Origin of the sequence: Streptosporangium canum (genome assembly GCF_900113865.1) — a bacterium.
In the GTDB taxonomy this organism is placed as follows: Bacteria; Actinomycetota; Actinomycetes; order Streptosporangiales; family Streptosporangiaceae; genus Streptosporangium; species Streptosporangium canum.
On record NZ_FOQY01000005.1, the window covers coordinates 230,698 to 251,211 of the forward strand.

General features: G+C 71.5%; 16 protein-coding genes and 1 pseudogene. 2 read left to right on the forward strand and 15 right to left on the reverse strand.

Annotation, left to right across the window (positions count from 1 at the left end; all coding sequences use genetic code 11):
* Positions 1-19: 19 nt before the first annotated feature.
* The 8 genes from BM085_RS09865 to BM085_RS09900 form a co-directional block, all read right to left on the reverse strand.
* Positions 20-424, reverse strand: coding sequence for a ribosomal maturation YjgA family protein (locus tag BM085_RS09865; protein ID WP_093886696.1), 405 nt, complete (start codon positions 422-424; stop codon positions 20-22).
* Between the two features lie 156 nt (positions 425-580).
* Positions 581-895 (reverse strand): L-rhamnose mutarotase, encoded by a 315-nt coding sequence (locus BM085_RS09870; RefSeq protein WP_093886697.1) that lies wholly within the window; start codon positions 893-895, stop codon positions 581-583.
* 275 nt (positions 896-1,170) lie between these two features.
* Positions 1,171-1,533, reverse strand: coding sequence for a DUF5615 family PIN-like protein (locus tag BM085_RS09875; protein ID WP_093886698.1), 363 nt, complete (start codon positions 1,531-1,533; stop codon positions 1,171-1,173).
* The gene (locus BM085_RS09880) at positions 1,530-1,973 is read right to left on the reverse strand and encodes a hypothetical protein (protein ID WP_093886699.1); all 444 of its coding nucleotides are present in this window, start codon (positions 1,971-1,973) and stop codon (positions 1,530-1,532) included. Before BM085_RS09880 ends, BM085_RS09875 begins: the two co-directional genes overlap by 4 nt.
* 172 nt (positions 1,974-2,145) lie before the next feature.
* Entirely contained in the window at positions 2,146-3,435 is a 1,290-nt protein-coding gene (locus BM085_RS09885) for a M1 family metallopeptidase (protein ID WP_093886700.1), read from the reverse strand.
* A 60-nt stretch (positions 3,436-3,495) separates the two neighbouring features.
* The gene (locus BM085_RS09890) at positions 3,496-7,476 is read right to left on the reverse strand and encodes a Pls/PosA family non-ribosomal peptide synthetase (protein WP_093886701.1); all 3,981 of its coding nucleotides are present in this window, start codon (positions 7,474-7,476) and stop codon (positions 3,496-3,498) included.
* A 217-nt stretch (positions 7,477-7,693) separates the two neighbouring features.
* The gene (locus tag BM085_RS09895; protein WP_093886702.1) at positions 7,694-8,932 is read right to left on the reverse strand and encodes a tetratricopeptide repeat protein; all 1,239 of its coding nucleotides are present in this window, start codon (positions 8,930-8,932) and stop codon (positions 7,694-7,696) included.
* A complete protein-coding gene (locus tag BM085_RS09900; RefSeq protein ID WP_093886703.1) occupies positions 8,929-10,596 on the reverse strand; it encodes an ATP-binding protein in 1,668 nt (555 codons plus the stop codon). The genes BM085_RS09895 and BM085_RS09900 overlap by 4 nt, the downstream gene beginning before the upstream one ends.
* 199 nt (positions 10,597-10,795) lie before the next feature.
* Between BM085_RS09900 and BM085_RS47375 the strand changes: the two are divergent.
* Positions 10,796-10,969: pseudogene (locus BM085_RS47375) on the forward strand (IS701 family transposase); the annotation flags it as partial.
* A gap of 46 nt (positions 10,970-11,015) precedes the next feature.
* Positions 11,016-13,304, forward strand: a complete 2,289-nt coding sequence (locus tag BM085_RS09910) for a polysaccharide lyase 8 family protein (RefSeq protein ID WP_093886705.1) — start codon at positions 11,016-11,018, stop codon at positions 13,302-13,304.
* Here the strand turns inward: BM085_RS09910 and BM085_RS09915 are convergent.
* The 7 genes from BM085_RS09915 to BM085_RS09945 form a co-directional block, all read right to left on the reverse strand.
* Positions 13,280-13,528 carry a transposase domain-containing protein gene (locus BM085_RS09915; protein WP_177245031.1) on the reverse strand — a complete coding sequence of 83 codons (249 nt, stop codon included), beginning with the start codon at positions 13,526-13,528 and terminating at the stop codon, positions 13,280-13,282. The two genes, BM085_RS09910 and BM085_RS09915, sit on opposite strands and share 25 nt — an antisense overlap.
* 83 nt (positions 13,529-13,611) lie before the next feature.
* The gene (locus BM085_RS09920) at positions 13,612-14,691 is read right to left on the reverse strand and encodes a DUF2332 domain-containing protein (protein WP_093886707.1); all 1,080 of its coding nucleotides are present in this window, start codon (positions 14,689-14,691) and stop codon (positions 13,612-13,614) included.
* Between the two features lie 155 nt (positions 14,692-14,846).
* Positions 14,847-16,820 carry a hypothetical protein gene (locus BM085_RS09925; protein ID WP_143120871.1) on the reverse strand — a complete coding sequence of 658 codons (1,974 nt, stop codon included), beginning with the start codon at positions 16,818-16,820 and terminating at the stop codon, positions 14,847-14,849.
* Positions 16,817-17,974, reverse strand: a complete 1,158-nt coding sequence (locus BM085_RS09930) for a 5'-methylthioadenosine/S-adenosylhomocysteine nucleosidase family protein (RefSeq protein WP_093886709.1) — start codon at positions 17,972-17,974, stop codon at positions 16,817-16,819. The genes BM085_RS09925 and BM085_RS09930 overlap by 4 nt, the downstream gene beginning before the upstream one ends.
* A gap of 1 nt (position 17,975) precedes the next feature.
* The gene (locus BM085_RS09935) at positions 17,976-18,704 is read right to left on the reverse strand and encodes an NUDIX hydrolase (protein ID WP_093886710.1); all 729 of its coding nucleotides are present in this window, start codon (positions 18,702-18,704) and stop codon (positions 17,976-17,978) included.
* A 145-nt stretch (positions 18,705-18,849) separates the two neighbouring features.
* Entirely contained in the window at positions 18,850-19,482 is a 633-nt protein-coding gene (locus BM085_RS09940; protein ID WP_093886711.1) for a hypothetical protein, read from the reverse strand.
* A gap of 123 nt (positions 19,483-19,605) precedes the next feature.
* A complete protein-coding gene (locus BM085_RS09945; protein WP_093886712.1) occupies positions 19,606-20,454 on the reverse strand; it encodes an RNase H family protein in 849 nt (282 codons plus the stop codon).
* Between the last annotated feature and the right edge of the window lie 60 nt (positions 20,455-20,514).

Below are 20,514 nucleotides of genomic sequence, written 5' to 3' on the forward strand. Positions count from 1 at the left end.
TACGGCCGGTTGCCGACCACTACGGGGCGCGGCGGACGAGGGCGTGCGCCGTCGCGGCGAGAGTGGCTCCGGCGGCGTAGGCGGCCAGGTCGGCGGCGCCGAAGGTGCTGCCGAGCACCAGCCTGGCCAGCACGCTGGCCTCCGAGAGAGCGGCCGGGACGGGAGTGAGCTGGGCGAACTCGACCGCCCAGCTGAACGCCAGCGCGCCGATCGCGGCGCGGACCGGCGGGACCCGGGGCAGCACCAGCACGATCAGCGCGTGGACGAGCACGGTGTAGAGGGCGTCACCGGCGTATTTGGCGAACCAGCCGCCGGTGACCGCGCGGACCGTGAGCCCGGCGGCGACGGTCGCGACGGCCGCCAGGGCCGGGAGCAGGCGGCTGCGGAGGGCGGGGGACAGGCGGGTCCGGAGGGCGGGGGGCACCCGCTCACGATAACGAGCACACCGCGCGGCCGGGGACACGGTGACACCGTCCCGGCCGTCAGACGGCACCGTACGGCCGACCAGGGTGAACACCGTCCGGGCCGGGAGACAACGGCGCCGTGCGGGGGGCAGGGATGGCCGTCCGGGGGGGACGGCTCAGGGGAGCCGCCAGACCGCCGGGAGTCCCTTGCCGCCGCCGTCGGCGGAGTAGTCGTGGGCGACCTCCAGCAGCTCGTCCATCCGGGCCTGCCAGGCGATGTTCACCGGCAGGTCGGCCAGCGAGGCGAGCAGCGCCTCGTAGTCGTCACAGTCGATCACGTGGAAGAGCTCCAGGCCGCTGCGCCAGATCGTCCACTCGTGCGCGCCGCCCTTCTTGATCGCCTCCACCAGCTCGGCGGGCACCTCCCGGTGCGCCTGCTCGTACTCCGACTCCCTGCCCGGCCTGATCCGGGTGTGCAACGCGACACGCATGCGGTTCCTCCGTAAGTTCGTAGCCCGTTATAGCAGCGATCCGACCTATTTGGGGAAATGTCTGGTCAGGGGAATGAAGTGGCTCCGGTTCGAGTGGAAAGATCCGATGAAATGAGGTGTTCGGGAGCCGTGCGGCAAGGCCTGCACCGTACGGTCAACCGCTCCGCCGACCGGCTCGGGCAGGGGAATACCTGGTGGCGGGTCCGGGCGTGGCAATGGTGCGGGAAGATCCGGAACCGAGCTCGAAAGTCCATGATCGGTCGCTGATCCGCTGCCTAAACCAGCCAGTCCACCTGCCCGGGAGCGGGCAGCCTCTCCTCGGAGAGGAGCCCGTCCAGGACCGCGATCAGCCGGCCGATCGCGGTCTTGGTTCTCGGAAAGCGGTGCGGACCGCTGTAGAGCAGCCCCGCGCAGGGTTGTCCGTCGTGGAGCCGCCGTGCCCGGAGGATTTCGAAATCACGGACGTTCTCGGTGAGCAGGCAGCGGCGTTCCGCCACCGCCGGCTCCAGCACCTGGGAATCGGGAAGCCCCGGGCCCCCGGGGCGTTCGACGAGTGCGACGACGTCATGCCCCCGCTCGCGGAGACTCTCGGCGAGCAGCGGCGGGAACATCTCGTCCAGCAGAAGCCTGCCGTTCACGATGCCAGTAGCCCTTGCTCCCGCCTCCAGCGCTCCTCCGCCTTTTGTGCGGCGCCTTCGGCTGCGGCGATCTGCGTATCGATCTCGTCCGGATAGTCCGACCAGTATCGGATCGCCGCTCTGACCTGGTGCGATGGGAGTCCGGAGTATTCGGCGGTCATGGTCACGATCTCGTCGGCTGTCGCGTCAGGCTCGGCGGCACGGGTCGCCCTGATCGCCCGGATGACCTCCCAGACATCGGGACCGCCGGTGACCACCGCCCGGCGGCCCGATGGCCCGGTCCGGAACAGCACGCCCGGGTGCTCCTCCATCCGGAGCGCCTCGGTGATGAGGAGGTTGACCGCGGCGGAGACCGAAAGCCCCGGGTGCTCCATGACGAACTTGGCGAGTTTGTCCAGGACGGCATCCTCGAACCGAACGGACCGTGGTGTCGGCGACATGACTACAGCGTAGGCGAATGTAGCTGGCTACGTCAGCGGAGTTCACCGGCATGGCACGGCGCGTGGGGTGCGAGCCGCAGGGAGTGCCGTCGGGACGGACGAGGAGCGTTCCGCGCCGGCTGGGCTGCGCGTGCGGCGTCCGGGGGTGGGGCGGATCCTTTCCGTGTCCCCGTCAGGGCAGTGCGGGGAGGCGGGAGCCGTACAGCCAGCCGGCGAACAGCCGCTCCAGCGGCGCGGTCGTGCGGCGCGAGGCCAGGTCGGTGAACTGCTCCGTGGTGACCGACCCGTGCCGGTGGCCGGCCGTCCACTCGCGCAGCAGCGCGAAGAACGGCGCGTCGCCCATGGCGCGCCGGAGCGCGTGCAGGGTGAGCGCGCCGCGTTTGTAGACGCGGTCGTCGAACAGGAGCCGGGCGCCGGGGTCGGCGAGGACGAAGTCCTGGGGCAGGGCCGCGAGCCTGCGGTGCCAGCGGGCCGCCAGGTCGCCGGCGGGCACGCCGCCCGAGGCCTCCGACCAGATCCACTCCGCGTAGGAGGCGAACCCCTCGTGCAGCCAGATGTCGTGCCAGCCGGCGATCGTCAGGCTGTTGCCGAACCACTGGTGCGCCAGCTCGTGGGCGACCAGCCGCTCCTCGCCGCGCCGGCCGTCCACATGGTTCGTCCCGAAGATCGACATGCCCTGCGCCTCGACCGGGATCTCCAGCTCGTCGTCCACCACCACCGCGGTGTAGGAGCCGAACGGGTAGGGGCCGAAGCGCTCGCCGAAGACCTCCATCATCCGGTCCTGGCGCCCGAAGTCGTGCCGGACCCGGGCGGCGAGCCCGGCGGGGAAGACCAGCCGCGTCCCCGCGCCGAGGCCGGCCTGCTGGTAGCGGCCGATCTGGACGCTCGCCAGGTAGGAGGCCATCGGCTCGGCCTGCTCGTAGACCCACGTGGTCGCCGACGCCGCCCGCCGCGTGGAGACCAGCTCCCCGTTGGCGATCACCGTGTACGGCGAGGCGGTGGTCACCGAGATCCGGTAGGCGGCCTTGTCGTCCGGCCGGTCGTTGCACGGGAACCACGACGGGGCCCCGATCGGCTGGCCGGCCACGATGACGCCGTCGGTGAGCTGCTCCCAGCCGAGGCCGCCCCAGTGGCTGGACACCGGCCGCGGATTGCCCGAGTAGCGGACCTCGACGCTGAACGGCCCGGGGCCCAGCCGCCCCGGCGCGAGGTGGAGCCTGCCTCCGCGATGGGTGAAACGCGTCATCTCGCCGTTGACCAGGACCCCGCCCACGCGGAAGGGGCCGAGGTCGAGGACGAGGCGGTCGAGCGGCCCGAGCGCCACCGCCGACAGGCGGGCGACCCCGCCGAGCCGGTTGGCGGCGACCCGGTAGTCGAGGGACAGGTCGTAGTGCTCCACCCGGTAGCCGTCGTCGCCGTGCGTGGGGAAGTACAGATTGCCGGGGGTCGTGCTCACAACCACACTTGTTTCCTCTGCTACGTCCTGCGAGCTGCCATGTCCTGCGAGCGCGTGCCGCGACCGCTACGTCCCGCGGGTCCACGCCGCGATCGGATTGCCGAACCAGCGCGTGCCCGGCGGCACCGACTCGCCGCGCATGACCAGGGACGCCGGTCCGACCGTGGTGTTCTCCCCGATCGTCGCCGCGGGCAGGACGACCCCGTGCGGGCCGAGCGTCGATCCGCCCCGCAGGACGACAGTATCGATGCTCATGACCCGGTCGTGGAACAGGTGCGTCTGCAGCACGCAGCCCCGGTTCACCGTCACCCCGGCGCCGAGGGTGACCAGGTCGACCTCCGGCAGCCAGTAGGTCTCGCACCACACGCCGCGGCCGATCCGCGCGCCCAGCGAGCGCAGCCACAGGTTCAGCGGCGCCGTGCCCAGCCAGGACTGGGCGAACCAGGGGGCGGCCAGCACCTCCACGAAGTTGTCCGCCAGCTCGTTGCGCCACACGAACGAGCTCCACAGCGGCCGGTCGCCGACCGCGATCCGGCCCAGCAGAGCCCACTTGGCCACGGTGGTGACCGCCGCGGCGAGCACTCCGGCGCCGAGCAGCACCACGCCGCTCAGCAGCGCCGCGACCGCGAAACCGTACGATCCGGCCAGCCACTCCAGGGCGGCCGCGACCAGCACGGCGACCGTCACCGTGCACATCGCGGGGACGAGCCGGCACACCTCGACGGCGGCGCGGGCGGCCTTCAGCCGCCGCGGCGGGTCGTAGGTGCGGCTGCGGTCGCCGTCCTCGGCCGTACGGCGCAGCTCCACCGGCGGCATGCCGAGGTAGGACGACCCCGCCCTGGCCTTCTTCGGCGCGGCCGACAGCACCGCGACCAGGCCGTCCTTGGGCACCTTGCGGCCGGGCGCGGTCATCCCGGAGTTGCCGAGGAAGGCGCGCTTGCCGATCCGCACGTGGTCCACCCGGAACCGCCCGCCGTCCAGCTCGTACGGCGCGACCATCGTGTCGTCGGCGAGGAACGCGCCGTCCCCGACGGAGGTCATCGACGGCAGTGCCAGCACCGTGGACAGCTCCACGTCCCGGCCGACCTTCATGCCCAGGGCGCGCAGCCACACGGGGGTGGCCATGCTCGCGTACAGCGGGAACAGCCAGACCCGCGCCATCGACATCAGGCGCCCGGTGGCCCACGCCTGCCAGGCCTGGCGGCTGTGCACCGGGTGGTGGCCGGCGTGCAGGCCGACCGCCAGCAGTCGCACCAGGGCCAGGATCACCAGGGCGAGGACGGCCATCGAGGTGACGGTGGCGAGCGGCACGCCGTACAGGACGCCGGTCAGGGAGGTCGCGTCCCCGCGCAGGAGCAGGGCGAGGCCGGGGGCTGCGGCGATCAGCGGGACGAGGCTGAGCGCCAGCGCGGACATCCCGTAGACGGCCACCCAGCGCCGCGAGCGCGGCGGCCGGTCGGCGGCGGGCGAGCGGGCCTTACCCGTCCTGACGGCGGGCACCCCCGCCCAGCGCTCCCCGGACGGCACCGCGCCCGCCACCGCCGAGCCCGGCGCCACCTGGGCGTTCTTGCCTATCCGTGCGCCCGGGAAGAGAGTGCTGCGGGCGCCGACCGTGGCTGCGGCACCGATCTTGATCTCGCCGACGTGCACCTGGTCGCCGTCGATCCAGTAGCCGCTCAGGTCGACCTCGGGCTCGACCGCCGCGTTCCTGCCCAGTTTGAGCATCCCGGTGATCGGCGGCGCCGAGTGCAGGTCCGCGTCGTGGCCGACCTGGGCGCCGAGCGCCCGGGCGTAGTGCGTCAGCCACGGGGCGCTGGACAGCTCGGCCACGCCGAGCCGTTCGGCGAGTTGCCCGGCGAACCAGAGCCTCAGGTGCGTGCCCCCGCCCCGGGGATAGGTGCCCGGCCTCAGCCCCCGCAGCAGCAGCCGTGCCGCGCCCGCGGTCAGCGCGATCCGCCCGGCGGGGGAGACGAAGAGGACGGCGCCCAGCAGCACCCACCACCACGAGACGGCCGGCGCCCACGCCATGCCGATCAGGTTGTTCAGCGCGGCCAGGGCGACCACCCAGCGCAGCGCGCCGGCGGTGAGCAGCGGCACCGTGAGGAGTGCCTGCGCGATCGCGGCGCGGCGCGGCATCGGCGTGACGATCCGGTCGGTGGTCACGACCTCGGGCGTGTCCAGCGCGGACAGGTGCCCGGCGAGCCCGCGCAGCGTCGGGTGGTCGTAGACGTCCCCGACGGTGACCGCCGGATAGCGGACCCGCAGCGCCGACACCAGCCGGGCCGCCGCGAGGCTGGTGCCGCCCTCGGCGAAGAAGTCGCCCTCGGTGTCGCCGAGGACGTCCTGCCAGCACTCGGTCACCCACGGGTCGACGCCGGGACGCTCGGCCTTGTCCCGCTTGGGCAGCGGCCACGGCAGGGCGTCCCTGTCGATCTTCCCGGACGTGCGGGTGGGCAGCCCGTCCACCACGGCGATCCGCGGCACCAGCGCGGCGGGCAGCGCGTACCGCAGCCGGTCCTTGGCCTCCTCCCGGTCGAACCCCTCGCCGGCCACGACGTAGCCGACGAGCAGCTGGTGCCCTCCGCCGGTCGTACGCACCGCGGCCGCGGCCCCGGCGACCCCGGGCAGGGCCTGCAGGGCCGCGTCCACCTCGCCCAGCTCGATCCGGCGTCCGCCGAGCTTGATCTGCTCGTCGGCCCGCCCGACGAAGAGCAGCCCCTCCGGCTCGGCCCGCACCAGATCGCCGCTGCGGTAGGCCCGCTCCCAGCCGAGTGGGCCGAGGGGGGCGTACTTCTCGGCGTCCTTGACCGGGTCGAGGTACCGGGCGAGGCCGACCCCGCCGATGACCAGCTCACCGATCTCGCCCATCGCGACCGGCTCGCCGCCCGCGTCCACCACGGCCAGATCCCAGCCGGCCAGCGGCAGCCCGATCCGCACCGGCCCGTCCCCGGTCAGCGGCGCCGCGCACGCGACCACCGTCGCCTCGGTCGGGCCGTAGGTGTTCCACACCTCCCGCCCCGGTACGGCCAGCCGCTCGGCCAGCTCGGGCGGGCACGCCTCGCCGCCGAAGATCAGCAGTCGTACGTCGTCGAGCGTCTCCACCGGCCAGAGCGCCGCCAGTGTCGGCACCGTGGACACGACCGTGATGCCCATCTCGACCAGCCACGGCCCGAGGTCCATGCCGGTGCGCACCAGCGCCCGGGGCGCGGCGACCAGGCAGGCGCCGTGCCGCCAGGCCAGCCACATCTCCTCGCAGGAGGCGTCGAAGGCCACCGAGAGGCCGGCCAGCACCCGGTCGCCGGGGCCGATCGGCTCGCGGGCCAGGAACAGCCCCGCCTCGGCGTCCACGAACGCCGCCGCGCTGCGGTGGGTCACCGCGACGCCCTTGGGCCTGCCGGTGGAACCGGAGGTGAAGATGATCCACGCGTCGTCGTCCGGCCCCGGACGCCCGTTCCCGGTCCGCGCCTGTCCCGCCGGTCCCGATCCCGCATGCGCGGACGGCGTCCGATCCCCGGGCCTCTCCGGTCCCGATCCCGCATGCGCGGACGGTGTCCGATCCCCGGGCCTCTCCGGCCCGGGGGCATCCACTTCCGACGGGGACGGACCGTCGCTCTCCGGCGGCCCGTCCCAGTCGTCGAAGACGGTGAGCTTCCCGCCCTCGCCGACGACGACGCCTACCCCCGCCTCGGTGAAGACCAGCTCGGCCCGCTCGTCGGGATCGTCGGCGTCCACCGGGACATAGGCCGCACCCGCGGTGAGCACGGCCAGGATCGCGACATACAGGTCGACGGTGCCTGAGGGAACCCGCACGCCGACCCGGTCGCCCCGCCCGACCCCGGCCTGCCGCAGTTCGGCGGCCAGCCGTACGACCTCGGCCCGCAGCGCGGCGTAGTCGAGACGGGTCCGTCCGTCGTCGAGCGCGGCGGCGTGCGGGTGCAGCAGGGTCGTCCGGTCGAGGATGTCCAGCAGCGTGCGGACCTGCGGCGCGGCGCCGCCCGGAAGGACCGCCCGTGCCGGTAAGCCGATGTCCGCCGGTAACGCGCTCACGATTTCCCCCACCTGTCAGGCCACCCTGGCCTCACTGACAGCCTATGGTTCCCGTATGAACACTCTTTGTGACAAATGCGTGTACGGCCGGTGAAAAGGCGCTGTCGTTCTTCAAGCGACGGCAGGCCGGGGCCCATGGGGAGATCCTCGATCGCGGCCGGCCGGTCGCGGGGTGAGATCGCTCACCGGACGCCGGACGCCGCCCCTGGCGGCGCCGTCACAGGTCAGGGGTCACCCGTCCGAAGAGGCGCCGGACCGCCGCGGCCACCCAGATCGTGCCCAGCCCGGCCCACATGGCCAGCAACGGGACGCCCGTCGGTATGCGGGCGGGCCACAGCACCGAGAGGGCCAGGGACACCGCGATCACCAGTGCCAGAGCTCCCGCCCACCCAGTGAGGATCTTCCGAGCAAGCGGGGAGGCGGTGTACGCCGCCTCCTGGATGGGGGTGACGAGCGCCAGCAGCGCGGCGCCCGCGACCCCCGTCACCGGATGGGACAGGGTCACACCCAGGACCAGAAGCGCCGTACCCCCGGCGAGGACGGCACAGCACAGGACGGCGGAACGCAGCTCGCCGCGCCGGAACAGCAGCCGGTTGTACGCGCCGCGGGCCAGCCGCAGGGTGACCAGCGACTCGGCCACCCACATCGCCCAGTGGGCCACCGCGATGACGACGAAGATGGCGATGAGCGGGGAAATCAGAGGAAGCAGGGCGAGCACCCGCCAGCTACCCAGGCTGCCCGGCAACCGGGACACCGCCCGGTACAGCGGGTTGCGCCGCTTGAGCGCCACCACGAGCAGCTCGCGTGCCCGGTCCATGCCGGGGTCGAGCCGCAGGACCTCCCGGAACGCCCGCGCCGCGTCCCGGGCGCTGCCGAAGGCCAGCAGGACGCGGCCGTACACCAGGTGCGCCAGCGGGGCCTCGGGGTCGAGCCGTACGGCGTCGCCCGCCACGGCCAGGGCCTGCTCCCGGTCGCCCAGCTCGCCGAGGGCCACGGCGAGGAAGCTCACGAGCTTGCTGTCGTGCGGGTCGAGGGCCAGTCCCCGCCGGGCGGCCTCCGCCATCAGCGGCCACTCCTCGCGGCCCCCGTGCACCCGCGCCAGCAGCTCCCAGATCTGCGCCTGGTCGAGATCGATCGCCAGCGCCGCCCGCGCGGCGCGCAGCGCCTCCTCCGGACGGTCCGCGTAGTAGAGGACCTGACCCGCCATGTAGTGCGGGAACCAGTGCTCCGGGGCGAGCCGCACCGCCTCGCCGGCCTCGGCGATCGCCTCGTCCACCGCGCCGCGGGTGACCAGGGTGAGGGCGAGCAGGGAGTGCGAGACGACATGCAGGGGGTCGGCGGCCAGGGCGCCGCGCAACTCCCGTTCGGCGGCCTCCGCCCGGCCCATCCGCAGCAGCGTCCTCGCCCGCTCGGCGACCGCGCCGGGGTTGGGCCCGTGGAAGTCGGTCGTGCTCACCGCAGGTCACGCAGCCAGGGCAGCAGCTCGTCCCAGGCTCCGCTCTCGTTGGCGTGCAGCACGTAGTTCCGCGCGGTGCCCAGCCACTCCCGGACGGCCGTGGGCCGCATCGCCTTGACGGCGGCCATCAGGTCGCCGGTGGACAGCGGGATCGGCCGGCCGGCCCGGATCGACTCGTGCAGCTTGGCCTCGACCGCCCGGTCCACCAGGCCCTTGAGGTCGGCGCCGACGAACCCCTCCGTGGCCCGCGCCACCTTGTCGAAGTCCATCTTCGCCTGGGGCTTGTCCCGGCACATCAGGGAGAGCATCGCCGCCCGAGCGACGGTGTCGGGCGGCGGCACGAACACCATCTGGTCGAACCTGCCGGGGCGGCGGAAGGCCGCGTCGATGTACCAGGGCGCGTTGGTCGCCGCCAGTACGAGCACTCCCTCGTTGGCGTGCTCGTCCACTCCGTCCAGCTCGGCGAGGAACTGGTTGACGATCTGCCGGCTGTGGGCCTGGCGCATGTCGGAGCGGCGGGCCGCGAGCGCGTCCACCTCGTCGAAGAACAACACGCAGGGACGGTTCCGGCGGGCCATGGCGAACGTCGCGCGCAGGTTGCGTTCGCTCGACCCGGTCCACATGTCGAGGATGTCGGCCAGCCCGACGTTGACGAACGCCGCACCCAGCTCGCCCGCGGCGGCCCGTGCGAGATGCGTCTTCCCGGCTCCGGGCGGGCCGTACAGCAGCACCCCGCCGCCGGCCCGCTTGCCGTACGCCGCGAACAGCTCCGGCTGCTGGGTCGGCAGCAGCAGCTTCATCCGCAGCGCCTCCTTGACCGTGTCCATCCCGGCCACGTCGGTGAAGGTCACCGGGGAGTGCTCGACCTCGGCGGTCGGCTCCACATCCGCCGAACCGTACGGCCCGCCCGCGGCCTGCGGCTGCGCGTGCGGAGCGGGGACCACGGAAGGCGAGTGCGCGGTGGGGATCAGGGAGGGCGGTTGCGCGGGTGCGGGGGAGGGCTGTTGTGCGGGCGCGGCGGGCGCCGGGGAGGGCGGCTGCGCGGGTGAAACGGTCGCCGGGGAAGACGGTTGTGCGGGTGAAACGGTCGGCGAGGTCTGTGGCTGTGCGTGCGGGACGGGTGGCTGGGATTGCGGGGCCGGTGACTGCGCGGGCGGCCGCGTGTCGGGGGTGGCCGATCCTGCGGGCGGGCCGGCCGGACCGGAGGGGACCGGAGACGGAGAGGGCGAGGGCGACGCGGACGAGGGCGGAGGGGGCGAGGACTGCCCTATGCCGAGCCGGTGGGCCAGCTCCGGGTCCGCCTGCGACGGGTCGCGGGCGACGGAGTAGCGGTACCAATGGGCGGCGGCCATCCGGTTGACCGGGAGCATCGCCTGGGCCGCGAGCACGCCCGCGCGCACCGGGTGCTCGGGCATGGCCAGGAGCGGGTCGAGCGCCGTCAGCGCCGCCTCGTTCTCGCCCTGCCGGACCAAGGCCTCCGCCAGCCCGATCGCGATGCCGTGATCTCCGGGGGAGAGCGCGAGTGCCGCCCGGTATTCGGTCTCGGCCTGGCTGAGATTCCCCGAGGCCAGCAGTTGGTCAGCCAGGTGTCGCCGCAGCGGGAGGTTCTCCGGGGAGAGACGAGCCGCCTCGCGCAGCGCGTTCAGCACAGCCTCATCGGTCACGTTGCTGGATCCTTTCCACAGCCAGACGGAAGCTTCACCTCAGTCTCGACCATTCCGGCCATACCGGAAGCCACGTACTGTACGTGCCGTCATGTCCGATCTGCCCAAACGCAACGGATGGACGGTCACCGAGTGGGCCGGGGACCCTTCCTCCTACGCCACTCAGCGGCTGCCGAACCGCGCCCGCCGGGACACCGCTCTGCGGCACCTCATGCTGGTCATGGCCGCCCTGGCGATCTGCGCGGCCGGTGCCGCAGATGCCCGGCGGCTCACCGGAACCCAGGCGCCACCAGCCCACCGGCCCGATCAGCCACCACCTGCCGACCTGGGCATGATCCCGCTGACCATCGCCGAACTCAAGCGCCTGTTCAACATATGATCTTTCATCTGATACCTGCCTGCTTGTCGGAAAGGCCGCCATGACCAACCCCCTCAGCCGGCGATCCACCCTGCTGGGCGCAGCGGCCGTGGCCGGCCTCGCTCTGTGGGACAGACCGGCCGAGGCGGTCGCCACGGCCGCGTTCGACGCCACGCGTGAGCGGTGGGTGAGCCTACTGGCCGGCGGGTCGTACAACCCCGCCTACACCGACAGGACGCAGGCGGTCGAGGGCTCGGCCAACGCGGTGCTGCGCAAGCTGAAGCCCGTTCCTGATCGCCCGAGCCTCTGGCCCGACCTGCCGCTCGCGGAGCCGGGGACGGGCAACTTCAACCGTGCCTACAACCGCATGCGCACGCTGGCGCTGGGCTGGGCCACGCCGGGCACCGCCATGCACCGGGACAGCCAGGTCGCCGAGACCGCGGTCAGGGCGCTGGACTTCCTGTACGAGCACGCCTACCACGAGGGGCTCGACCGGCGCGGCAGTAACTGGTACTGGTGGGAGATCGGCGTCCCCCGCTCACTGACCGACACCTGCGCCCTGCTCTACGACGGCCTGCCCAAGGACCGCCTGGAGCGCTGGCTGCGGCCGTTGCGCCGCTGGTGCCCCGACCCGGAGCACCGCGTCAGCCACCCCGGTGTCGTCGAGACCGGAGCCAACCGCGCGGGCAAGGCCATGGCGGTGGCGATGCGCGGACTGCTCACCCACGACGCACGCCTGATCAGGCGAGCCAGGAACGCGGTCTCCGACCTGCTGCGGCCGACCGGGGGTCCAGGCGACGGCTTCTACCGTGACGGGTCGTTCATCCAGCACGACGTGTACCCCTATACCGGCAGCTACGGCGTGGACTACTTGGAGAGCGTGGCCAAGCTGATCGCCATGCTCGCGCGGTCACCGTGGGAGATCTCCGGAATCGGGAACGTCTACGACCTCGTGGATCGTTCGTTCACGCCGTTCATCTTCGACGGGCTCATGATGGACTGCGTACGCGGCCGGCAGATTTCGGTGCAGGGTCACCGCGACTACCACTCGGGGCAGAAGGCGGTCGAGGCCATTCTCACGTTGCTGGAGTCGGCGCCCGAACGCCATGCCCAGCAGTGGCGACCGCTGGTGAAGGGCTGGCTCACTCGCAACCAGGCCATCCCCTACGACACGCGCGCACCGCTGGCGAGCATCGCACGGGCCAGGGCCCTGCTGGAGGACCCGTCGGTGCCGGTCGGCCCGCGCACGACGGGCACGTACGTCTTCGCCGACATGGACCGGGTCGTGCACCGCCGTCCCACCTGGGCCTACGCGATCGCGATGAGCTCGGAGCGCATCGGCGCGGCCGAGGCCATGAACCAGGAGAACCTGCACGGCTGGCACACCGGCGACGGCATGACCTACCTCTACACCGGCGACCTCACCCACTGGAACGACGACCTGTGGCCCACGATCGACCCGTACCGGCTGCCGGGCACAACGGTCGACACCCGCAGACGCGCCGATCTCCCGCACGGCAAGCGCCGCCTGCCACCCACCCCTTGGGCGGGCGGCGTGGCACTCGACGGCGAGTACGGCGTGGCGGCCATGAAGCTGATCGCCGGCGGCTCCTCACTGCGGGCCAAGAAGGCGTGGTTCCTCCTCGATGACGCGGTGATCGCCCTCGGCACCGGCATCACCGCCTCCGATGGCCGCCGCATCGAGACCATCATGGAGAACCGCAACACCCACGACGGGCATCCGCCGCTGACCCGGGGCGACGGCTGGGTCCACCTGTCCGGCACGGCCGGCTACGTGCTACTCGACGGCGGCGACGCGAAGGTGATCCGCAAGAAGCGCACCGGCCGCTGGCGCGACATCGACAAGGGCGCCACCACCGGAGGCGACAGAACCCCTGTCACCCGGCACTACACGACGATCCTCATCGACCATGGCATTGATCCGCATAAGGCACGCTACGCCTATGCCGTACTGCCCGACGCCTCCATCACGCAGACCGCTGCTTACCGGCACAGGACCGAGATCCTCGCCAACTCCGGAGCGGTGCAGGCCATCACCCGCGACAACGTGCTCGCCGCCGTCTTCTGGCGCGCGGGAACCGTCGAGACCGGGGACGGGCCGCTCGCCGCCGACGGCCCATGCACGCTGCTGATCCGCCGCGACAACAGGCGAGTACGGCTCGCGGTCTCCGACCCCTCCAGGGCCGCCGACGAGGTCAAGATCACGCTGCCCTGGCCGGTGAAATCGGTCAAGGAGAACGATCGCAGCGTGCGCAAGGCCAAGAGCGCCGTCAAGGTGGAGGTCGGTGGCAGCCGCGGGCACGCTCACACCGCGGTGGTGTGCGTCTGAGAACCGACGGAGACGTGGCGCACGCCGGCGTACATCTCGGCCAGCTCGACGCTCTGCATCTCACGATGGAAGGAGTTGTGGGCCCATGAATTGGATTGGACGACCACGTGCGCAGGAAGCTTCCGCACCCGCTGTTCACGGCACCCGTACTTCCCGATCGCCCCGTCCAGGACCTCCCGCGGCAGCAATGACGTCAACGCGCCGAGCGCCACCAGATCCGTCAACCGGGATGGCCCACCGACCTTGATCCACTCCGCGATCAGGGGAAACTATCAGCCCAAACCCCTATCTAAACGGCATTGGGCTGTCAGGCGGTGGTGACCTCGTGGGCCGGGAGGCCGTGTGGGGGCGCCTCCGCCAGGACCTCCTCGGCCGCTCCGCCGAGCCGTACGGCCAGCCGGAAGCGGTGCCGCTCGCCGACCCTGCGCGGTTCGAAGGAGACATGGGCGAAGCCCGCCTCCGCCGTGGCGGCCTCCGCCAGCCGGTCCAGTTCGCGCTCCACCCGCGCCCACTCGGCGGCCGGGACGTACTGGCGCATGATCGAGTGCCACACCACGGTGAGCGTGCCCGGCTCCAGGTGGATGCCCGCGAGGAAATCGGCGGCGCCGACGGCCTCGACCCCGGCAGGCACCTCGGCGGCCACCCGCAGGGCACCCTCCAGCCGCGCGGCGCGGGCGGTCTGGTCCGGCCAGACATAGGCTCGCAGGGCAAGCGCGCCGTCCGGGGACAGCGGGTCGATGGGCGTCAGATCACAGCCGCGCCGTTCGACGACGGTCAGGGCCGGCCGCCGGGCGGCCGCCTCCAGCAGCCAGGTGGGCGGAGCGCCCCGCCAGGCGTCCTCCAGCAGGACCGGCGAGTCGGCCGGACCCCAGGCGAAGTCCTCGGAGACGTAGCGGAACCGGTCGGCGCGCAGGTTGAGCCCGGCGCTGGAGCCCAGCTCGAACAGCCTGACCGGCAGCGGGTTCGTGCGCGTGGCTCTCAGCAGCCCGGCGATCAGGAGGTTGGCCCGGCCGGTCTCGTTGGTCTGCGGCGGCCGGGTCATCCAGTCACGGACCCACTCCATCCCGGTGGCGACGGCGGCCCGGAAGGCCTGCCAGCAGGGCTCCGGCCGGTCCGGGTCGAAGACGCCGCCCGTGCTCGGGTAGCAGGAGGCCAGGTCGGGCGCGCGGCCGGTGAGGGCGAGGGCGTGCACGCCGCCCAGCAGCCGCAGCGCCACGGCGTCGGGTCCAGGTGCGTCCCCGTACCCGGCGAGCGCCTGCGCGCAGGGACCTCCCTCGCGGACGTCCCGGGCCGCCCGCTCCAGCAGGAACGCGTACAACGGCGAGCCGAGTTCGGCGCAGCCACGCGCCTGGTGCTCGACCATGACGGCGGCACGCTCCTGGGACATCGGTTCCTCCTCGTCCGGATACCGACGATCCTCCACCTACGGCGACCCGTATGGGGTGGCCGAGCTGTCGGGTTCCGACGCCGGGAGGGTCCTGCTCGGCTGGACCGACGCCCCGGCCCGGCCGCAGTACCAGAATCCAGGAAAACCCTGTGGCCTCATGCCGCTCCTTGCTCCTTCCCCTCGCGATGGTGTTCCTGCGTGATCCATCCCTTCCCTTCCGCGGCGATTCCCTCCAGGACGTGCAAGGTACGGCGGAGGCCCGAAGCGTCCTGCGTCGCCTCGGACACCGTTCCGGGCTCTTCTCCTTGCTGAAGCTCCTCCGGCCCCGGATCGGTCCCCTCGACGTGAACTTTCTGACCGTTGACGAGCGCAAGCTCGAATGTCTGCTCCCCGTTGTCCGACTGGCTCACCCGTACGGCCGCGATCATGTCGAAGCGATAGTTGGCCCGTCGCTGGACGTGAAACGAGCCCTGCTCGAAATCGAGCGTGATAGTGAGCTCGCGCACTCCGTCCGCGGTGAGGAGGAACATGAGGAGCCGGTATTTCTTGTAACGCCAGGGGCCACGCAGCACTCGTGCGCGTGCGCTTGAGGAGGCGGGCGTCTCGATGAAGGCGTGGGTGATTACATCACTCATCTTCAGCTCGTAGTGCCGCAACGCCTCGTTCAGCAGCACTTTCCGGTCGTAGTCCAGCCAGTCGGCCATTTCCCGGTCCTTGGGCTTGTCGGCCAGCTTCGCCCGCCACCGGGCGAAGGCCGCATCGTCTCCCTCCTTCGCCTGTTTGCTCTCCGCTTCGTCGGCGGCGTGCCGGCGGTGTTCCAGGATGATGCGCAGCCAGGCACGGAAAGCGATCCATCCACACGCCAGTACGAGGAGTGCCGAGCGAGCCGCGCTCAGTGGATCGGCCGCTACCGCGCCCCCTACCGCCCAGAACCCCCCGACGACGAGAGCGGTCAACCCGAGGACCGTCACTGCTTTTATCGACGGAGGCGTGGCGAGCTCCTCGCGGTAGCTCCAGAGCGCGCCCCTCTCCCAGCGGTCCTTGACTTCGCCGGCCCGATATCGGATCAGCCAAGCGATCTTCTCGACGCCGATCCTCCTCTCCCGATAAACATCGACCACCTCGTCACGCATGCTCCTGCGGATCCCCGCCGTCGCGGCCAACCAGATATCGCGCTCGACACCGCGTGGAACGTATTTGGCGAAGTAGTAATCGAAGCGATGGTCCACCTGCCGCGTGAAGCCGCCGGGCGACGCGTTGGTTACGCGCTGCCGGGGTGTCCCGTACTCCCTGTCCTTCGCACGGCGCCGTACGACGCGAAAGCGCCACTCCACGCCGTCGCGCGCACCGAAGAAGCCGCCGACGATGCTCAGCAGGTAGGCGGGGAGTGCGGAGATCTGGCCTCCCTGGGCCAGTAGGTAGCCGATGTGAACCGTCGCCACGGCGAAGATGGCCGTCGCCGCCACCGCCTGGATCCAGGTGGACGGGGGGATCGCGGGTGGCTGCGACTCACGGCGCTGAGGCCTGGCCGGATTCGGCTGAAAGAACTTCCGGACCCGGTCTACCCGGTCACCGGCCATGCGGTTCTCTTTGGCCAGCTTCCATGCCTGGTGCCAGACCTGGTCCTTGAGTGATCCTTCAAGGAAGGACTCCAGATGGCGCAGGATCAAGGCACGCCGACGGGCTCCGAGCGCGTCGACCTCCTTCAGGAGGATACGGCTGTCCGCCTCGGATTTTCCCGTGGAGTCCAGGAGACGGTGAAGGACCTTCAGTCCCTCCGCCCACTCGTCGTCACCGGTGATGTGCCGTCTGCTCTGCGCGTTCCGCAGCGCCGCGGCCTCTTCCTTGGACAGTTCGCGCCGCGTCCTGCCGCTCACCAGGGCGAGCAGGCGGTAGAAACGGACCCTGTCGGTTTGGTAGTCGGCCATGAAGGCCTCATTGATGAGCCGCCACGCCCGACCGGTCATGTCGCCGTCGAGGCACCGGACACCGGTCTCGAACTTCTCCTTGGGCGAGGTGTCCGCGAACGTCATGTAAGTGTTGACATCACCATGGACCGTTCCTGCCTGCGATCCGACGTACGCGGAACCATCGGCGATGTTCGTCGCGGAGGCATCCGGTTCCGTCATGACAAGCCCTGGGCCAGGCCGATGATGATCGCCAGCTCCGCGGCCAGCTCCGCCACGTCGCCGATGAGCCCGCGCAGCTTCTTGAGCGCCAGCGTCAGCGTGCCCCTGCTCTGTGGCGTGTCCGTCTCCAGCGCCTTGTCGGCCACGGCGAGCTCCACTTCCGCCGCCGCGTAGGTGTCTTCGTCCAGGTGGCCGGCGGCCCGCGCCCGCTGGAGCCGGGTGTGGAAACCGGCGAGCGCCTCCGCCAGATCGACCGGCGGGGAGGGCTCCGGGGCGATCCGGATTCCGCCGTACACGGTGCCGGCCTGTACTCCCACCCGCGCGTTCCCCTTTGCGACGTTCCTGGTCGTCTCGGGCATCGCCAGCTCCCTCGTCTCCGTTGTCGTGCGCTGAGCGCTGTCTCGCGCCTCGGCGGTCAGTTCCTCGGCCAGGGACACGGCGAACGCCGCCGCGTTGGCCACCGCTCGTTGCTGCCACCGCTCTCGATCGGTGGTCTCCTTGGTGCCGTCGGCCCAGTCGCTGATGCCCCGGACCACGACCACCGGCAGCGACCGGTTCAGGTGCCCGGCATGTGCCACACCGGCGCCCTCCATCTCGATCGCCTGTGCGTCGTTGTAGTGCTCCCGGATCCAGCGAGCGTGCGCGGAAACCCTGGAGTTCAGCACCACCTCGCCGGCGGCGATCGGCCCGAAGCGCACCTCGCAGTCCCGGTTGCCGGTGGGAAGAGCGCGTTTCCAGGAGCCGCTACGGGCGATGTGCCGGGCGATCTGGTCGGCGCTGTGCGAGATCTCCCAGCCGCGGGGGCGGCTCTTGAGCCCGTCATCCTCGCTCGTTCCGCCGTGGTAGGCGTAGACGCGCGTCGCCACCACCACGTCTCCGAGGGCGATGTGGGAGTACAGGGCACCCGCCACACCCACGAAGAGCAGGGCGGCCGGCTTGAACGCGTTGATGGCGCGTTCGGCCAGCACCGCCGCGGCCTGGTTGCCCGTGCCCACGTGGGCCAGGGCCACCCGGCAGTGGCCGTCCGCGAGCCGGCCGACCTCGAAGCGGGTGCCCTGCGGATGCCAGTGTGGACGTGGGTCGACCAGCTTCTCGAGGACCGCCTGATACTCCAGGTCCAATGCTGTGAGGATCACGATCGGGGGGCGGTTCACGTCATTGCTCCTTCGCGTTCGACGACTCGGACGGCCGGACCATCGGTGGGTACAAGACCTCGCGCCGGCCCGCTTTGAACAGCCGGGCCGGCCGCCCGGTCGCGGACTTCCGCGCCGAACCGGCCGGGATGATGAATCCATCGGTCTTCTGGACCTTGCGATAGAAGTTGCGGGGATCGAGCGGGATCCCCCACACCGCCTCGTACACCTCCTGAAGCTCGGTGATCGTGAAGATCGGCCCGCAGAACGCCGTCGCGAGCGCGGAGTGCTCAAGCTTGACTCGAGCGCGTTCGACACCGTCCTCGACGATCCGCCGATGGTCGAAGGCGAGCTCCAGGTCTCCGGAAAGCACGTGATCGACCGGTTGCCATCTGGCGTCGGCCGCGTCCGTTCCGGCGGTCGGCTCCGGCAGGCGCGGTGCGATCGCCAGATAGGCCACCGACACCACCCGGCCGCGCGGGTCACGGCCGGGCGCGCCGTACACGCCGGACTGCTCCAGACGCAGGGTCTCGACGTCCAGGTCGGCCTCCTCTGACAGCTCCCGGTGAGCCGCGGTGATGAGGTCCTCCTCGGCGTGCTGAAGAAAGCCGCCGGGTAGCGCCAGATCGCCCTTGTACGGCTCGACGCCGCGCTCGACGAGCAGCACCTGTAAGCGCGACTCACGCAACGTCAAGATCACAAGGTCGACGGTGAGAAGAACGGGGGGCGGCACCCAGCGGTCGTCGGTCATACGACGAGACTAGCTTTTTGTCAGAGTGACAGAAAGAGGTGTCACGATGCCGTTTTCGAATGCCTCTGCTGTCGCCGCCGGTCCGCCGTGGGCCGAGGTGCGATCCGCCCTGCTGAACCACGCCTCCCCTGGGTGCGGCCTCGGGTCAGCGGCGGGTGAGGGTCCAGGGGCCGTCGGCCTTGACGGTGACCAGGCGAGTGCCGGTGGGCAGCAGGGCATTGCCCTTGTAGCCGCCGATCTTGTTGAACAGCAGGTCGCCGTAGAAGCCGACGCGGGTGTAGCCGAAGACGATGAAGTTGGCCTCACCGTTGTGGGTGGCGCGGACGGTGCGCAGGCCCCGGGTGGGGGAGAGCTTGAGCACCTGGTCGCCGTCGCCGCGGATGGTCCCGGCACACCAGCAGCGGGCCGTGGTCACCGGCTTGAACCGGGCGGTCCAGGCACCGTCGGCCTTGATCTCCAGCGCCGCGGTGCCCTTGCCGCCGTAGGTGTTGTACAGCACGGTGCCGTCGTAGGAACCGATGGTGTTGACCAGGAGCTCCGCCTTCTTCCCCGCCGGATTGATCGTGTGAACGATGAAGTTGGCCTCGCCGTCGTGGCTGAACTCCAGCAGGCCGGGGGCCTTGGTGACGGAGACGCGGATGACCTGGTCGCCCTCGCCGCGGTAGGTCTTGCCGGCGGTGGCGGTGGCGGTGGCGGTGGCGGTGGCGGTGGAGGCGACGGCACCGGTCGTGAGGGTCGCGGCGGCCAGGGTGAACACGGCCAGGACACGCTTGAACATGAGGGACTCCTTTATCGGGGTGGGGCAGGGGACATCCGGCCCCGGCCGGCCGCACACGGTCGGCGGGCCGTACGGCCGGGGCCTGCGGAGGAAGCTCCGACAGGACTGTGGAACCGGGAAAAGTCAGGCGGCCGCAGGGCGCTGGTGCCAGGAGGACAGGAAGGAGGAGACGAGACCGCCGGCCCGGCCGGTGGCGTCGAACCTCTCGGTGACCGCTCGGCGGGCGATGGAGGCCAGCGAGTCGGCCGCCTCGTTGAGCAGGTGCCCCGAATGCCCCTTGACGTGCTGGACGGTGAGCCCGTCCAGCTCGGCGACGTGCTCGGCGAGCCGGACCAGGGCCGGCGGCCCGTTCCGCCGGGGCCGCAGGTCGTAGCCCTCGGGCAGGTGCTCGGTGTCACCGCGCTGCCAGGCGTGCAGGAAGCTCAGGGCCCGGAGACTGTCCACCAGCAGGACGTCGGGCCTGCCCACGGCCCGGAGCAACAGGTCGACCGCCCGAAGCTCGTTGACCAGGACCTTGGAGGGGCCGGTGGGGTCGTGCCGGTCCACGCTCCAGCCGCGCAGGCCCCAGCAGCCCTCACTCGTGACGTAGCCGATCCCGCAGATCCTGCTCTTCCAGCTGGCGTCGGTGGCGGCTGTCAGCGGTCCCGCCGTGGCCCAGTGTCCCGCCACCCGGCCGTGGTTTCCGGGCACGCCTCTGACCGACCGCAGGCCTCCGCGCCCGCATCCGGCCGCGTGCGAGGTCAGCCGGGCACTCCGTTCCGCGGCGGTGAGCAGCCGCCCGGCCGCCGGGAGGTCTCCGAAGGACGCGGCACTGAAGGCGAGGCGGACGGAGTCGCAGGCGCTCTCGCAGTCTGGGCAGCCGGGGCGGCGTGTCGCGTAGAGCTTGAGCGCCTCGGCGCGGGTCACCAGGTCGCCAGGGAGCAGCGCGATGCCTGCTCGGAACTCGTCGATGCGCATGGGGGAGGTGATCACGAGCCATCGTTCCTTCCGCTGATGGTGCAACGTGGCCGACGCCATTCAGTAGAGCACGTG

What these genes read in the sequence shown, in the direction of transcription:
- BM085_RS09940 (WP_093886711.1), bottom strand. Translation starts at nt 19,482, where the DNA reads ATGTTCAAGCGTGTCCTGGCCGTGTTCACCCTGGCCGCCGCGACCCTC.
- BM085_RS09920 (WP_093886707.1), bottom strand. Translation starts at nt 14,691, where the DNA reads ATGTCCCAGGAGCGTGCCGCCGTCATGGTCGAGCACCAGGCGCGTGGC.
- BM085_RS09925 (WP_143120871.1), bottom strand. Translation starts at nt 16,820, where the DNA reads ATGACGGAACCGGATGCCTCCGCGACGAACATCGCCGATGGTTCCGCG.
- BM085_RS09910 (WP_093886705.1), top strand. Translation starts at nt 11,016, where the DNA reads ATGACCAACCCCCTCAGCCGGCGATCCACCCTGCTGGGCGCAGCGGCC.
- BM085_RS09935 (WP_093886710.1), bottom strand. Translation starts at nt 18,704, where the DNA reads ATGACCGACGACCGCTGGGTGCCGCCCCCCGTTCTTCTCACCGTCGAC.
- BM085_RS09870 (WP_093886697.1), bottom strand. Translation starts at nt 895, where the DNA reads ATGCGTGTCGCGTTGCACACCCGGATCAGGCCGGGCAGGGAGTCGGAG.
- BM085_RS09880 (WP_093886699.1), bottom strand. Translation starts at nt 1,973, where the DNA reads ATGTCGCCGACACCACGGTCCGTTCGGTTCGAGGATGCCGTCCTGGAC.